Annotated in this window: 15 protein-coding genes and 3 tRNA genes; 11 read left to right on the top strand and 7 right to left on the bottom strand. The window is 41.7% G+C overall.

The window, feature by feature from the left end:
• Positions 1-3 precede the first annotated feature (3 nt).
• Positions 4-753: a 23S rRNA (guanosine(2251)-2'-O)-methyltransferase RlmB gene (gene rlmB / locus SOI81_RS15795; protein WP_005079348.1), complete on the top strand. Its 750-nt coding sequence runs from the start codon at positions 4-6 to the stop codon at positions 751-753.
• Positions 754-788: 35 nt separating this feature from the next.
• The gene (locus tag SOI81_RS15790; protein WP_016142379.1) at positions 789-1703 is read left to right on the top strand and encodes a DMT family transporter; all 915 of its coding nucleotides are present in this window, start codon (positions 789-791) and stop codon (positions 1701-1703) included.
• Here SOI81_RS15790 and coaE read toward each other — a convergent pair.
• Genes coaE through pilB form a run of 4 tightly spaced genes read right to left on the bottom strand, consistent with a single transcriptional unit; the run spans position 1700 to position 6124 of the window.
• Entirely contained in the window at positions 1700-2296 is a 597-nt protein-coding gene (gene coaE / locus SOI81_RS15785; protein WP_062849621.1) for a dephospho-CoA kinase, read from the bottom strand. The two genes, SOI81_RS15790 and coaE, sit on opposite strands and share 4 nt — an antisense overlap.
• A gap of 1 nt (position 2297) precedes the next feature.
• The gene (locus SOI81_RS15780; protein WP_320540987.1) at positions 2298-3158 is read right to left on the bottom strand and encodes an A24 family peptidase; all 861 of its coding nucleotides are present in this window, start codon (positions 3156-3158) and stop codon (positions 2298-2300) included.
• A complete protein-coding gene (gene pilC, locus SOI81_RS15775; protein WP_320540986.1) occupies positions 3158-4384 on the bottom strand; it encodes a type II secretion system F family protein in 1227 nt (408 codons plus the stop codon). Before pilC ends, SOI81_RS15780 begins: the two co-directional genes overlap by 1 nt.
• Before the next feature lie 27 nt (positions 4385-4411).
• Complete coding sequence (gene pilB / locus SOI81_RS15770; RefSeq protein WP_320540985.1) at positions 4412-6124, bottom strand: type IV-A pilus assembly ATPase PilB; 1713 nt, start codon at positions 6122-6124, stop codon at positions 4412-4414.
• A 291-nt stretch (positions 6125-6415) separates the two neighbouring features.
• On the opposite strand from pilB, the gene tpiA reads away from it, so the two are divergent.
• From tpiA to rbfA, 9 genes are all read left to right on the top strand, one after another.
• Positions 6416-7210, top strand: a complete 795-nt coding sequence (tpiA, locus tag SOI81_RS15765; protein ID WP_016142374.1) for a triose-phosphate isomerase — start codon at positions 6416-6418, stop codon at positions 7208-7210.
• Positions 7211-7222: 12 nt separating this feature from the next.
• The gene (gene secG / locus SOI81_RS15760; protein WP_016142373.1) at positions 7223-7552 is read left to right on the top strand and encodes a preprotein translocase subunit SecG; all 330 of its coding nucleotides are present in this window, start codon (positions 7223-7225) and stop codon (positions 7550-7552) included.
• 56 nt (positions 7553-7608) lie between these two features.
• Positions 7609-7693 (top strand) — tRNA-Leu (locus SOI81_RS15755).
• Between the two features lie 38 nt (positions 7694-7731).
• Positions 7732-7808: transfer RNA gene (locus tag SOI81_RS15750), tRNA-Met, on the top strand.
• 89 nt (positions 7809-7897) lie between these two features.
• A tRNA-Met gene (locus SOI81_RS15745) sits at positions 7898-7974 on the top strand.
• A 215-nt stretch (positions 7975-8189) separates the two neighbouring features.
• Positions 8190-8714 carry a ribosome maturation factor RimP gene (rimP, locus tag SOI81_RS15740; RefSeq protein ID WP_016142372.1) on the top strand — a complete coding sequence of 175 codons (525 nt, stop codon included), beginning with the start codon at positions 8190-8192 and terminating at the stop codon, positions 8712-8714.
• A 36-nt stretch (positions 8715-8750) separates the two neighbouring features.
• Positions 8751-10235 carry a transcription termination factor NusA gene (nusA, locus tag SOI81_RS15735; protein WP_002115134.1) on the top strand — a complete coding sequence of 495 codons (1485 nt, stop codon included), beginning with the start codon at positions 8751-8753 and terminating at the stop codon, positions 10233-10235.
• A gap of 10 nt (positions 10236-10245) precedes the next feature.
• Positions 10246-12945: a translation initiation factor IF-2 gene (infB, locus tag SOI81_RS15730; RefSeq protein WP_016142370.1), complete on the top strand. Its 2700-nt coding sequence runs from the start codon at positions 10246-10248 to the stop codon at positions 12943-12945.
• Positions 12945-13346, top strand: coding sequence for a ribosome-binding factor A (rbfA, locus tag SOI81_RS15725; RefSeq protein WP_016142369.1), 402 nt, complete (start codon positions 12945-12947; stop codon positions 13344-13346). Before infB ends, rbfA begins: the two co-directional genes overlap by 1 nt.
• A gap of 57 nt (positions 13347-13403) precedes the next feature.
• Here rbfA and phaG read toward each other — a convergent pair whose 3' ends face one another.
• From phaG to phaE, 3 genes are read right to left on the bottom strand one after another with little or no spacing between them, the layout of a single operon-like run.
• On the bottom strand, positions 13404-13808 hold the full coding sequence (phaG, locus tag SOI81_RS15720) for a Na+/H+ antiporter subunit G (protein ID WP_005065884.1): 405 nt from the start codon (positions 13806-13808) through the stop codon (positions 13404-13406).
• A 12-nt stretch (positions 13809-13820) separates the two neighbouring features.
• The gene (locus SOI81_RS15715) at positions 13821-14096 is read right to left on the bottom strand and encodes a monovalent cation/H+ antiporter subunit F (protein WP_016142368.1); all 276 of its coding nucleotides are present in this window, start codon (positions 14094-14096) and stop codon (positions 13821-13823) included.
• Positions 14093-14620: a Na+/H+ antiporter subunit E gene (gene phaE, locus SOI81_RS15710; RefSeq protein WP_016142367.1), complete on the bottom strand. Its 528-nt coding sequence runs from the start codon at positions 14618-14620 to the stop codon at positions 14093-14095. The genes SOI81_RS15715 and phaE overlap by 4 nt, the downstream gene beginning before the upstream one ends.
• Position 14621 lies beyond the last annotated feature (1 nt).

The raw sequence follows: 14621 nt of genomic DNA, 5'->3' as shown, positions 1-14621 counted from the left end.
TGCATGGCAAAACCGGAATATTATTATGGCGTTCATTCAGTGGAGTCATTGTTAGAACTTGAGCCGGAACGTGTGCTAACCCTGTTTACTTTAAAAGGACGGGATGACCAGCGTTTGCAAAAGATTTTGCAATTGGCAGAGCCTTTTGGAATCAGTGTACAAAAAGCAAGCCGTGATAGTCTCGAAAAGCTCGCAGGTCTACCATTTCATCAAGGTGTAGTTGCAGCAGTACGTCCGCATCCGACTTTAAATGAAAAAGATCTAGATCAGATTTTAGCTGAAACCCCAGATGCATTGTTATTGGCACTAGATCAGGTGACAGACCCGCACAACTTAGGGGCCTGCATTCGTACAGCCGCTGCAATGGGCGTGCAAGCAGTGATTGTGCCTCGTGATCGTTCGGCAAGCTTAACTCCCACAGCGCGTAAAGTTGCAGCGGGTGGAGCCGAAAAAGTTAAATTCATTCAAGTCACAAACTTGGCTCGTACATTAGCCCATTTGAAAGAGACGACTCATACGCGTGTGATTGGTACTATGCTTGATGAAAGTGCAATGCCAATTCAAAAATGTGACTTCTCCGGCCCAGTTGTGATTGTTATGGGAGCCGAAGATACAGGTTTGCGCCCAATTACACAGGCACAGTGTGACCATAAAGTTTATATTCCGATGTCTGGAAATTTACAAAGCCTCAATGTGAGCGTGGCAACGGGTATGGCACTTTATGAGGCTTGTCGTCAGCGTTCTGAGGTATAATCTAGCTGCCTTTCTAGTTTCTAAGCAGTCTTGATATGTCTCCCCGTAAGCAAGGTTATTTTTTTGTATTGGTGACCATGTGCATTTGGGGCGGGTTTACACTTTTTGCCCGTTTAAATGCACAGTGGCACATCAGTGCCTGGGACATTGCTGCACTGCGCTTTGCTATTGCTTTCCTAATTTTGATGCCTATTCTGATCTATAAGAAAGATCTCGCTTTTTTATGGAGTAAGCACGCCGTTATTTTGGCGCTCATTGGCGGGGTCATTTATTGTCTTACCGTCTACACAGCGTTTCTCTACGCGCCTGCTGCGCACGCTGCAATTTTTTTAAATGGTTGTATTCCTATTTGTACTGCAATTGCGGCATACATTTTATTTAGGCAACCATTTGATAAACATACATGGATTAGTCTGGCCATTATGATCACTGCCTTGGCTCTCATGAGCGTTTTGATGTTGCAAGGTAATGCTTCTGCTTTTGGCGTGGGGGATTTACTTCTTTTTATTAGTGCGATTTGGTGGGGCATTTTCACTGTATTACTTAAACAGTGGAAACTTTCCGCATGGCACTCTATGGCAAGTGTAGCGATTTGGTCTGCAATTATTTACTTACCCATCTATGCTTTATTTTTACCTAAACATTTCATGGAAGTCAGTCCTGTTCATCTAGCGATACAAGGCATTTTCCACGGTGTATTTGTCGTGATTATTGCGACATTAACCTATGTTGCAGCTATCCAAAGACTTGGTGCTTTCAAAACGGGAAGTATTGTTACTTTAGCGCCGTTTATTGCTGCCATTTTAGCTGTACCTTTACTTGGCGAGTCATTAAGCCCATCGATTGTTGTGGGCTTGGTCGGAATGGGAATTGGTGCCTTACAACCTTGGCGCTGGTTTCGACAAGATAGCTTGGCGCAAAAGATTCAGCAGCAAAATAAGCAAGATTAGTTTGTACGTTTCAAATAGCTTTGATGTAAAGGCTCTAATTGCTGATATAAATGCTCGAGTAGTCCGTCATTAAACACAATGTCATTGGCAAGTTCACGTTTGCGCTCGCGTGGCATTTGTGCGGCAATAATTTTCTGAATTTGTTCTTGGTTTTGCCCATCGCGTTGGCTTGCACGCTGTATTTGAGTTTGTTCACTCGCATCAACTAATAAGGTGTGGTTAACCAGCTCATGCTGGTTGGTTTCAAAAAGTAGTGGTGAAACTAAAATCACATACGGGCTTTTAGGGTTTTGTAGCTGTTGAATAATAGATTGGCGAATGGCTGGATGTGTGATTTTCTCAAGGGTCTGTCTTGCTTCAGGGTTTTGAAAAATATATTCACGTAAGGCACGACGGTCTAGATTGCCGTCGGATTGAAGCACCCAATCTCCAAAAGTTTGTTGAATTTTTTGAAGGGCAGGTTGGCCTTTTTCAACCACTTCGCGAGCAACAATGTCGGCATCGACGACTTGGATTCCTTGGGATTCAAACCATTGTGTTGCTGCAGATTTTCCACTGCCAATTCCACCTGTGATTCCCAGAATAAAAGCCATCTTAACCTCCCAAATAAATTTTCATAATCTGGTCACCCCATAAAAAGGCAACCCAACCCGCAATGGCAATATAGGGCCCAAAAGCAAAGGGCTGATTGTCATTACGTAACTTTAATAAAATGATGCCAATAATTGCACCTAGTAAAGATGACAATAGCACAATTAATGGCAGCATCAATGGCCCCATCCATGCGCCTAAGGCAGCAAGCAATTTAAAGTCGCCGTAGCCCATACCTTCTTTGCCTGTAATCACTTTAAATAAGTAATAAACAATCCAAAGGCATAAAAAACCGATTAAATATCCCCAAATAGCTGAGTTAGGCGAGGTATAAATATTAAAGGTGTTAATGCCTAAGCCGAGTGCAGCCAAAGGCAAGGTAAAACGGTCGGGGAGCAGCTGAGTATCAAAGTCTATAAATGTCAAAGCAATTAAGGTCCAAGTGAGTACTAACCCCCAAAGCATTTGTAGGGTTGGGCCAAACACCATGACGACTACCAATGAACATAGCATGGTGAGTAGTTCAACCGCTGGATAACGAATGCTAATAGGATGCTGGCAATGACCACATTTTCCTCTTAACATCAACCAGCTTATGACAGGAATATTTTGATACCAATGGATAGGTTGATGGCACTCTGGACATGATGAAGCAGGTTTACTTAATGTTAGTTTTTCATGCTCAATGATGGGTTGCTCAGGATTAAGCAACATTTGACATTCTTGCTGCCAATCTTGTTCCATCATTTTTGGGGTGCGATAAATCACCACATTCAAGAAGCTACCAATACATAGGCTCACGAGTGCAACTGCAATATAGAGTGCAGATAAGTTTTGAATAAAATACGCAATGATGTCTTGCATTATACAACTGAACCCATTTGGAAAATTGGAAGATACATAGCAATCACTAAACCGCCCACGAGCACCCCTAAAATTGCCATGATTAAAGGTTCCATCATAGAAGTTAAACCATCAACGGCATTATCCACTTCATTTTCATAGTAAGTGGCCACTTTATCGAGCATGCTGTCTAGTGCACCAGATTCTTCACCAATTGCGACCATTTGTATAGCCATCGATGGAAAACGATTTGAAACACGCATTGCAAATTGAAGTTGTTGGCCTGTGGCGACATCTTCACGAATTTTCATGACGGCTTGTTCATAAATAATATTGTTAGTAGCACCAGCAGTTGATTCAAGCGCATCAATGAGCGGGACACCTGCGGCAAACGTGGTGGCTAAAGTACGGCTATAGCGGGCAATAATCGCCTTATAAACCAGATCACCAAAGATAGGCAGTTTCAGGGTAAGTTTATCTAAGCCATCACGAAACTTTTTACTACGCTTTTTAGCTTCGAGAAATGCAGCAATAATTGTCCCAATCGCAATAATCATAATGAACCAGTATTCCTGCATCCATTTCGACATATTCACAACCATTTGGGTGAATGCAGGTAAATCTGCGCCAAAAGAAGAAAACAGATCTTGGAAGACGGGAACTACTTTAACCATCAAAATAATAGTAACAACCACAGCAACTACAATAACCGTTGCAGGATATTTCATAGCTTTTTTGATTTTCTGCTTAAGCAATTCACTTTTTTCTTTGTAAATTGCCACGCGGTCCAACATGGTTTCAAGTGCACCAGATTGTTCACCAGACTCTACAAGAGAACAAAACAAGTTATCGAAGTGTTGAGGATACTTTCTTAAAGCTGAAGCAAAGGTACTACCACCTTCAACTTCTCCTTTAATACCGAGTACTACCTCGCGCATAGCTGGGTTTTCTAGACCTTCTGCTACAATTTCAAAGCCTTGTACCAGTGGAACCCCGGCTTTCATCATTGTTGCAAGTTGACGGGTGAAAATCGTGATATCGAGTGTCGATACTTTCTTCTTGAATAAACCTTCAAGAATATTTTTACGCTTTTCCCGAATGTTACGGACAGTTACCCCTTGTTTGCGTAGGGTGACTTTGGCTAAGGCCATATTCTTAGCCGGAAGTTCTCCCTTAATTTTTACGCCCTTACGGTCAACCCCTTCATAAGCAAAAGTCGGCATCATTTGTGCCTTTTTGACAGTCATGAATTATCCTTATTTTTAAATTGTCTTTTATTCACTGGTCACGCGGTTGACTTCTTGTAAAGAAGTAACACCTTGCATGACTTTCTTTAATCCTGAACGACGCAGATTATTAAACCCCAGTTTTTCAGAAGCAGCAGCGATTTCTAAAGCATTGCCATCTTCCATAATAATCTTGGAAATTTCAGGTGTAACTTTCATTACCTCATAAATACCTACTCGACCTTTATAGCCTTCACGACACTCAGTACAACCGATAGGTTGGAAAACTTGAAAATCGGGATGAGTCAGATCTTGTTTGGTAAAGCCCATTTCTAATAGGCTCTGTTTAGGAATGTCAGCAGGTATTTTACACTGTGGGCATAGCCGACGTGCTAAACGCTGTGCAATAACCAAGTTGACTGATGTTGCGATATTAAAGGATGGAACACCCATATTGCGTAGGCGAGTCAATGTTTCTGGAGCACTATTGGTATGCAGTGTGGACATGACCATGTGACCAGTTTGTGCAGCCTTAATCGCAATTTCAGCCGTTTCTAAATCACGAATCTCACCGACCATAATAATGTCCGGATCTTGACGTAAAAATGATTTAAGTGCAGCAGAAAAAGTTAGACCTACTTTCGGGTTGACGTTAACCTGATTAATTCCTTCAAGGTTAATTTCAACTGGATCTTCGGCGGTGGAAATATTCGAACTTTCAGTATTTAAAATATTTAAGCCCGTATATAAAGATACCGTTTTACCGGAACCTGTAGGACCTGTAATTAAAAGCATGCCTTGTGGTTTATCCAGTGCTTCTAAAAAAAGAGCTTTCTGATCTTCTTCATATCCTAAAGCATCAATTCCGAGCATCGCGCTAGATGGATCGAGAATACGCAGAACCAGTTTTTCGCCAAACAAGGTTGGAAGTGAGTTCACACGAAAATCGATTGCTTTAGTTTTTGAGAGCTTAAGTTTGATACGACCATCTTGAGGCACCCGTTTTTCGGAAATGTCCATTTGAGACATGACTTTCAAACGTGAAGCTAAACGGTTAGCCAACTGTAAAGGCGGATTTGCAATCTGCCGTAATACACCATCGACTCGGTAACGAACCCGATATGATTTCTCATAGGGTTCAAAATGTAAGTCTGAAGCTCCCATACGAATCGCATCTATGAGTAATTTATTAATATATTTAACAATAGGTGCTTCATCGCCTTGAGGTGTTTCTTCCTCCTCTTCTTGTGAAGATGGAGCTTCAAGGTCTACATCAAGATCAAACTCTTCATCACTAAACTCGAAACTGCTTTCTTCGGTAAATTGCTGCGTCAGAATTTTCTCAAGCTTATGGTGCTCGACAATAACTGGCTCAACCATCAGCTTGCTATTGAAGCGAATCGCATCAATTGCTTCAATATTACTCGGATTGCTGGTCGCGACATATAAAATCTGTCCTCTTTGTATAAGAGGCAAGACCCGATGTTTTAAAATCAGTTTCTGGTCAACCAAATTTTTAGGAATTTGGCTGGTATCGTAAACATCCAGATCAAAATATGGTTCAGCAAATTCAATAGAAATAGTTTCAGCTAATAAAGAAGGGGAGAGATGAACCTCTTCAATTAGGTACGCAACCGTATCCCGTTTAGCTCTTTTTGCTGCATCTAACGCTGTTTGCATGGTCGCTGCCGACACATGTTTTTCTTCGACTAATCGTCGAAAAAACCCCGAAAATTTTGGAGATGTATGTATGACTGACATCTGCCTACCTATGCTCATATGTTTATAATTGGTATATAAAAAATTATACTTTTGTTATCTAAAATTACTACCTGAGAAAATGATGCTCTGGTCTTGGTCCATTCGCCAAAGCTTGAACTAGTCGAAGTTTTTATTCATTAATTTTTGAAAGATGATTCTTTAGATTCAATAAACTTTTATAACTGTTTTCAATGAGTAGAAAAGATATGGGTAAAGCCGTTAAAGAAAAGTATCTGAAATTTGTATAAATGCGTGTAGAATGTGCTGCATTTTTGATGAAAGGTGAGCCGTATGTCGGGTTCGACGATTACGCCTTGGGTAGTTGGCAACTGGAAAATGAACCCAATGCGTGCCAATGCCAAACAACTTATAGAAGAATTTAAACAACTATTGCAACAAGACCAAATTGCAGATGAAAACTGCCATGTAGGGGTTGCTCCGGTTTCTATTGCACTTGCAATGGTACAAACACAATTGCAAGATGCTGCAAGAACAGTATATACAGTTGCACAAGACGTATCACGTGTAGCAGGTACTGGTGCTTATACTGGCGAAGTCAGTGCAGAATTATTAAAAGATAGCCAAATTAACTTTGTATTGGTGGGTCATTCTGAACGCCGTGATATTTTTGGTGACAACGTTGAAATCTTGAAGGCGAAACTCCAAAATGCTTTAAATGCAGGCTTGACTGCCATTTATTGTGTTGGTGAAAGCCTCGAACAACGTGAACAAGGTTTGGCAGAGCAAGTTGTATTGCAACAAATTTGTGATATTGCTCCTGTAGTTACTGCTGAGCAGTGGCAAAAGCAAATTGTGATTGCCTATGAGCCAATCTGGGCAATTGGAACAGGTAAAACTGCTTCTCCACAAGATGCACAGGCAATGCATGCTAAGATTCGTGAAGGTTTAAGTCAGATTACCTCAGCGGGTTCAGACATTGCGATTTTATATGGCGGTAGTGTAAAAGCTGAAAATGCAGTCGAATTGGCAGCATGTCCAGATATTAATGGTGCGTTGGTAGGTGGTGCTTCACTAAATGCAGCATCTTTTTATCAAATTGTACAAGCCTTTGCACAAAGTAAATAACGAGGATAGGGTATGCACTCTTTTGTACTGATCGTACATATTATTTTAGCGGTACTGATGATTGCCTTGATTCTAGTGCAACACGGTAAAGGTGCTGATGCTGGTGCTTCTTTCGGCGGTGGCGGAGCTGCAACTGTATTCGGTGCGTCGGGTTCAGGTAACTTTCTTACTCGCCTTACTGCAGTTTTAACAGCCTTGTTTTTTGTGACGAGTTTAACTCTTGCTGTTTTTGCAAAAAAACAGACCACGGATGCATATAGCTTGAAAACTGTACAAACTACAGCACCTGTTCAAACGACATCGCCTGAAACTTCACCAAATGCACCAAAATCGAGTCAATAATTCGAAATAAGGCTTTCCTTTTGCAGTTGGAAGGACTAGAATGCGTCCCACAAGCTGCGGTGGTGGTGGAATTGGTAGACACGCTACCTTGAGGTGGTAGTGCCTTCGGGCGTGGGGGTTCAAGTCCCCCCTTCCGCACCAACTTTGAACCAGAAAGTTGAGTGCAAGCAGTTTATTGATGCGGGATGGAGCAGTCTGGTAGCTCGTCGGGCTCATAACCCGAAGGTCGTTGGTTCAAATCCAGCTCCCGCTACCAATTTGATTAAGGTGCAACTTAATCAAGCTAATATTGGATAAGTTTACATTGACTTTTTTCGATATTTGTATATAATTTTTGCACGTTGATGCGGGATGGAGCAGTCTGGTAGCTCGTCGGGCTCATAACCCGAAGGTCGTTGGTTCAAATCCAGCTCCCGCTACCAAGTTTCTTAAAAGAGGCTCACAGACAGGTGGGCCTTTTTGCACAGTGGACTATTGTTTTCTGTGCTAAATAGGGGCGATTAACGCCCTTTTTTATTGGTTATCGTATCGCTATCGTGTAGTGTCGACATCAATTGGTCAAATAGTCATGCTTCACTATAGTAGGTCTGTGTCGGTTAAAACAACCGATTGAATCGCACGAGAATGACGAGAGTAAATGAAATTATCAAATAAATCCCAAGCATTGCATGACTTAATTGTTCCTGCAGTGGAAGCATGTGGTGTAGACCTTTGGGGAATCGAGTTTCTTCCACAAGGTAAGCGTTCATTATTGCGTATTTATATCGATAAAGCGGTAAGTGAAGATGCTGAGCCAGTACTTAATGAAGATGGTGAAGTAGAACAAGGCCGTGGTATTGGTGTACAAGATTGTGTACGTGTAACACAACAAGTTGGCGCAATGTTGGATGTTCATGATCCAATTTCAGGTGAGTATTCATTAGAAGTTTCTTCACCGGGCTGGGATCGTCCTTTTTTCCAACTAGAACAGTTACAAGGCTACATCGGACAACAAATTGCTTTGCGTCTAATTGCAGCAGTAGAAAACCGTCGTAAATTTCAAGCAAAACTTATCGCAGTAGACCTTGAAAATGAAGAAATTCAGGTTGAAGTTGATGGGAAGCATGTGCTTGTAATCGACAGCAACAATATCGATAAAGCAAACTTGATCTATCAAGATTAAATTTATTAAATTTTATAAGAAATCGGTAGGTGACTTATGGGCCGCGAAATTCTTACCGTTGTTGAAACGGTTAGTAATGAAAAAGGTGTTAGTCGTGAAGCGATCTTCGAGGCTTTAGAACAAGCTCTAGTTGCTGCAACGAAGAAAAGATTTTACGAAGGTACGCATGCTGAAGAAGCTCAGCTTCGTGTAGAAATTGATCGTAAAACTGGTGATTACCGTACGTTCCGTCAATGGACTGTGGTCGCAGATGAAGATCATGAAATGCCAGCTTGCCAAGATGCAATTTCTGACGTTGATCCAGCTAAATGGTCAATTGGTGATGTACGTGAACTCGAAGTAGAATCTATTGAGTTTGGTCGTATCGCTGCACAAATTGCCAAGCAAGTTATCGTACAAAAAATTCGTGAAGCTGAGCGTGCTTTAGTTGCTGATGCATACGAGTCTAAAGTGGGTGAGTTAATTTACGGTGAAGTGAAAAAACAAACCAAAGATGGCTTCATTATCGACTTAGGCGACAACGCAGAAGCTTATCTTGCACGCGAAGAGATGATTCCAAAAGAAATTCTTCGTCCAAAACAACGTGTAAACGCTATTTTATATAATGTTAACCGTGAAGGTCGTGGCGCTCAGTTGTTGTTATCACGCGCTAAGCCTGAAATGTTAATCGCTTTAATGAAAAAAGAAATTCCTGAAATTTCTGAAGAAATTATTGAAATTAAAGCAGCGGCACGTCAACCGGGCGTTCGTGCTAAAATTGCAGTGAAAACAAATGATCACCGTATTGACCCTGTAGGTGCATGTATTGGTATGCGTGGTACGCGTATTCAAGCTGTACAACAAGAGTTGAATGGTGAACGTATTGATGTAGTGGTCTGGTCTGATGATCCGGCTCAATACATTGCTAGTGCATTAGAACCAGCGGATGTTTCAGGCATCGTGCTTGATGAAGATGCAAGAAGTGCCGACATTATTTTTGCAACCAGCGATCAATTAGCTCGCGCGATTGGCTCTCAAGGTCAAAACGTTCGCTTAGCTTCTGATTTAACTGGCTACAAACTCGACATGATGCTTGAAGAAGAGTATCGTGCTCGTCAGCAAAATGAAGCTCAGCAATATCTCGACATGTTTGTATCACGTCTCGATATTGAAGAAGATTTAGCAATGGCATTGGTGGAAATGGGCTTCACTTCTTTAGAAGAGATTGCTTATGTTCCTGCTGAAACTTTTGACGAAATTGAGCTTGATGCTGAATTGGTTGAGTTATTGCAAAGTCGTGCAAAAGAAGCAGCCCTTACTGATGCTTTGAAACAGCAAGAAAATATTCAAGAACCGAGCGCAGACCTTCTCACTATGGAAGGCATGACTTCTGAGATCGCTTACTCGCTTGCCGCTCGCGGTATTATTACTGTCGACGATTTGGCAGATCAGGCTACTGACGATATCTCTGATATTGAAGGTCTTGGTCATGAAAAAGCAGGTCAATTGATCATGAAAGCTCGCGAATCATGGTTTAACTAGGAGATGAAATATGACGGACAAGTCGATTAAAGAGTTAGCTCTCAGTGTAGGACGTCCTGTTGAGAAGCTCCTAGAACAGGCTCGTGAAGCAGGTTTGCCTCAACGTACAGCAGACGACATTATTACCACTGAACAACAGGATACTTTGGTCAATCATTTGAAAAAAGTTCATGGTCAGGAAAGTGGTAACACAGGAAAAATTGCGTTGAAACGTAAAACAACCAGTACCGCTAAAGTTGCAAGTACTTCAGGTAAAGCAAAAACAATTAACGTAGAAGTACGTAAAAAACAGGTTTTTGCTAAACCAAACCCTGAACAAATTGCAGCAGAAGCTAAAGCACGTGCAGAAGCAGAAGCGAAAGCACGTGTAGAACAGCAAACGCGTGAAACTGCCGAGCAAAAAGCGCGTCTTCAAACAGAGCAAAAAGCAAAAGCAACTTTAGATGCTATGCGTGCTGCTCATCAACAAGATAGTGCTGCACAGACAGCTCCAAAAGCTGCTGTTGTAGTGAAAAAGCGTGGTGGTGGCACAGTAAAACCTGCACCAAAACCAGCTGAAACTCCAGAACAGAAAAGAGCTCGTGAAGAGCAGTCAGCTCAGTTAAAAGCAACTGAAGAAGCTGCACGTCGTAAAGCGGCTGAAGAAGCTCAGCAACGTACACTTGAACAAATGCGCAAAATGGCGTCTAAGTATTCAAATGACGATGCTACTACGACAATTCGTGTGATTGATGATTCTCCACTTGCTTCAGGTCTAGTTGGCCAAGCTTATGAAGATTCATTTAAGCAAGAAGACCGTGAAATTAAACGCGGTGGCGCAACCACTAACCCACGTGCTGGTAAGAAAGGTGGTCGTCGTGGTCAAGAAGAGCAAAGCTTTGTTAACCATAACAAACGTGGTTTAAAATCAAGCCAGGCGAATAAGCATGGATTTGAAAAGCCAGTTAAAAAGCAAGTTTATGATGTAGAAATCGGTTCAAGCATTGTTGTTGCCGATCTTGCTCAAAAAATGGCAATTAAAGTACGTGAAGTTATCAAAACACTTATGAAAATGGGTGAATTGGTTAACCAAGATCAAGCTATTGATCAAGACACAGCGGCACTTGTTGTAGAAGAAATGGGCCACAACCCTGTTTTAGTTTCTGATACACAAGCGGAAGATAACTTGCTTGAAGCGGCTGAAGAAGCTCGTGGTGAGCAAACAACTCGTCCGCCAGTTGTTACCATTATGGGTCACGTTGACCATGGTAAAACATCATTACTTGACCGTATCCGTCGTTCGAAAGTGGCGGCTGGTGAAGCAGGTGGTATTACCCAGCATATTGGTGCATATCACGTTGAGACAGACAAAGGGATTATTACATTCCTTGATACACCAGGACATGCGGCATTTACTTCAATGCGTGCACGTGGTGCTAAAGCAACAGATATCGTTGTATTAGTTGTTGCAGCTGATGATGGTGTAATGCCACAAACTGCAGAAGCAATTGATCATGCTCGCGCAGCAGGAACTCCAATTATTGTTGCAATCAACAAAATGGATAAAGAATCTGCTGATCCAGACCGTGTGTTAAATGAATTAACAACGAAACAAATCGTTCCAGAAGAATGGGGTGGTGATGTTCCGATTGCTAAGGTTTCTGCACACAGCGGACAAGGTATTGATGAACTCCTTGATTTAATTCTTATTCAATCAGAATTGATGGAATTAAAAGCATCTGCTGAAGGTGCTGCGCAAGGTGTTGTTATTGAAGCACGTGTTGATAAAGGCCGTGGTGCGGTAACTTCTATTCTTGTTCAAAACGGTACATTAAACATTGGTGACCTTGTTCTTGCAGGTTCGTCTTATGGTCGTGTCCGTGCAATGTCTGATGAAAATGGTAAGCCAATTAAATCAGCAGGCCCATCTATTCCTGTAGAAATTCTGGGTCTTCCAGATGCTCCAATGGCAGGTGATGAAGTTCTTGTTGTAAATGACGAGAAGAAAGCGCGTGAAGTTGCCGATGCTCGTGCTGACCGTGAGCGTCAAAAACGTATTGATCGTCAAAGCGCAATGCGTCTTGAAAATATCATGTCGTCAATGGGCAAAAAAGATGTTCCTACAGTGAACGTTGTTTTGAAAACAGACGTACGTGGTACTTTAGAAGCATTGAATGCAGCTCTACATGAATTATCTACTGATGAAGTAAAAGTTCGTGTAATTAGTTCGGGTGTTGGTGCGATTACTGAGTCTGATGTGATTCTTGCTGAATCTTCAGAAGCTGTATTGTTAGGCTTTAACGTTCGTGCCGATACGACTGCTCGTCAGCGAAGTGACCAAGATGGTATCGATATTCGTTACTACAGCATCATTTATGAATTAATTGATGATGTGAAAGATGCTATGAGCGGTAAACTTGCTCCTGAACATCGTGAAACAATCTTGGGTGTTGCGGAAGTACGTGAAGTATTCCACTCAAGTAAGTTTGGTGCAGCAGCAGGTTGTATGGTACTTGAAGGCACATTACATCGTAATAAACCGATTCGCGTATTACGTGATGATGTTGTAATTTTCCAAGGTGAGCTTGAATCTCTTCGTCGTTATAAAGACGTTGTTGAAGAAGTTCGCGCAGGAATGGAATGTGGCCTTGCAGTTAAAGGTTATAAAGACATCAAACCACAAGATAAGATCGAAGTGTATGATGTTCAATTGATTAAACGGAGTCTTTAATGGCGGGTAGCCAACGCTTAAAGCGCATGGCGGATTCAGTACAACGTGAGTTGTCTGAGCTAATCCGTCAAGAGCTTAAAGATCCTCGCTTAGGTGGTCTAGTGACCATCTCTGCGGTGAAAGTCAGTGCGGATATGGGTTATGCTGAAGTTTATGTCACTGTTATGGGACGTGAACTAGGTGATGAGCAAAGTGAAGCTGCAAATAAAGAAACTTTAGATGTACTCAATAAAGCATCTGGTTTCTTGCGTCATGAATTGAGCCGTCGCATCAAGACTCGTATTACGCCTCGCTTGCGTTTCCATTACGATAAGACGAATGCATATGGTAACTATATGTTTGGTCTAATCGAAAAAGCGGTACAAGATTTACCAGAACGTAAGTCAGATGACGAAGAGTAATTAGAACTCAAAAATAAAAAAGCCACCTTCGGGTGGCTTTTTTATTGGCTCAATTTTTTATTCTTTAGGAGGTTCCATTGGCGGTTTATTTTGTGAGAAGCGTTGACCAATTTTGTAACGGTCCCAAGGGAGTGGGCGTTCAATTGCCTCAGGTACTTCACCACTCAGTGAGCGTAAACGTAAATGTAGCGCAGCTTGAGCGATCAAATTGGCTGAAACCGGTGCGGTAATAAAAGCTAGAAGGGTAATAAGTAATTCGGCGAAGCCAAAGCGACCTTGGAAAGCAAAAAAAATCATTGAAGCAATCAGGAAGCTTCCTAAGCCGAGCGTACTCGATTTAGTGGGTGCATGTAAGCGCATGAATAAGTCTGGTAAACGGACCATACCGATTGAGCCAACTAACATGAAGAAGGCACCGAAAACCAGAAAGACCGAAACAATAATTTCCATTGTAAATTGCATTTTGACCTCTCCTTAATCGATAACATGACCAGTTGTGAAGTAACGTGCTAAGGCGGCTGTAGATACGAAACCTAACATTGCAACCAGTAGAGCTCCTTCGAATAGTGAGGTCGTCATCCAATAAATGCCTAATACAACAATGAGACATGTTGCATTGAGGAAAAGCGTATCGAGTGCTAAAAGTCGGTCTACAATTGATGGGCCCATGACCAGTCTGAAAAGGCAAAGTAACATCGAGATTGTAATCGCAATCAAGCTAATACCTAGGGCATAGGGTAGGATTGTCATGCACTTGCCTCCGTTTTACTTTTGACATCAAAAATTTCCATCAGAGGAATTTCATAACGTTCTTTGATGTCTTGAATATCAGATTCGGTATTATCCGTGCTTAAAGCGTGAACCAGAATATCCCCGCGTTCCTGATCGATACCCGCAGAAACCGTACCTGGTGTTGTGGTAATGATCATCGCCAGTAAAGTATTGACCTGCTCATGTTCTGTTTCTAAAGGTACGCGATACCATTTAGGGTGTAAATTTTTAGTAGGTCCTAAAACAAGTTTCGCGACTTTAAAGTTAGAAATGACAATATCCCAAAGAACCACGAAGCATAGTTTAATCGCAGGTTTCCAGTGAATATGCGGTGTGCGTGTAATAAACGGTTTAACTAAACGAGGAATAATCAAGCCTAAAAGCATAGCAGTCAAAAGATCGCTTGCATCAAGACTATGCGCCAACATCAACCAAAATAAAATGATGAGAACGGAAACAAATGGATGTGGAAACCAGCGTTCAAGCAAATGTGATAACTGCATT

Origin of the sequence: Acinetobacter pittii (assembly GCF_034067285.1) — a bacterium.
In the GTDB taxonomy this organism is placed as follows: Bacteria; Pseudomonadota; Gammaproteobacteria; order Pseudomonadales; family Moraxellaceae; genus Acinetobacter; species Acinetobacter pittii_E.
This window is presented reverse-complemented; position numbering and strand designations above follow the sequence as displayed.

Excerpts from the sequence above, each read along its gene's own strand:
- rlmB (WP_005079348.1), top strand. The coding sequence starts at position 4 with ATGGCAAAACCGGAATATTATTATGGCGTTCATTCAGTGGAGTCATTG.
- SOI81_RS15790 (WP_016142379.1), top strand. The coding sequence starts at position 789 with ATGTCTCCCCGTAAGCAAGGTTATTTTTTTGTATTGGTGACCATGTGC.
- coaE (WP_062849621.1), bottom strand. The coding sequence starts at position 2,296 with ATGGCTTTTATTCTGGGAATCACAGGTGGAATTGGCAGTGGAAAATCT.
- SOI81_RS15780 (WP_320540987.1), bottom strand. The coding sequence starts at position 3,158 with ATGCAAGACATCATTGCGTATTTTATTCAAAACTTATCTGCACTCTAT.
- pilC (WP_320540986.1), bottom strand. The coding sequence starts at position 4,384 with ATGACTGTCAAAAAGGCACAAATGATGCCGACTTTTGCTTATGAAGGG.
- pilB (WP_320540985.1), bottom strand. The coding sequence starts at position 6,124 with ATGTCAGTCATACATACATCTCCAAAATTTTCGGGGTTTTTTCGACGA.
- tpiA (WP_016142374.1), top strand. The coding sequence starts at position 6,416 with ATGTCGGGTTCGACGATTACGCCTTGGGTAGTTGGCAACTGGAAAATG.
- secG (WP_016142373.1), top strand. The coding sequence starts at position 7,223 with ATGCACTCTTTTGTACTGATCGTACATATTATTTTAGCGGTACTGATG.
- rimP (WP_016142372.1), top strand. The coding sequence starts at position 8,190 with ATGAAATTATCAAATAAATCCCAAGCATTGCATGACTTAATTGTTCCT.
- nusA (WP_002115134.1), top strand. The coding sequence starts at position 8,751 with ATGGGCCGCGAAATTCTTACCGTTGTTGAAACGGTTAGTAATGAAAAA.
- infB (WP_016142370.1), top strand. The coding sequence starts at position 10,246 with ATGACGGACAAGTCGATTAAAGAGTTAGCTCTCAGTGTAGGACGTCCT.
- rbfA (WP_016142369.1), top strand. The coding sequence starts at position 12,945 with ATGGCGGGTAGCCAACGCTTAAAGCGCATGGCGGATTCAGTACAACGT.
- phaG (WP_005065884.1), bottom strand. The coding sequence starts at position 13,808 with ATGCAATTTACAATGGAAATTATTGTTTCGGTCTTTCTGGTTTTCGGT.
- SOI81_RS15715 (WP_016142368.1), bottom strand. The coding sequence starts at position 14,096 with ATGACAATCCTACCCTATGCCCTAGGTATTAGCTTGATTGCGATTACA.
- phaE (WP_016142367.1), bottom strand. The coding sequence starts at position 14,620 with ATGCAGTTATCACATTTGCTTGAACGCTGGTTTCCACATCCATTTGTT.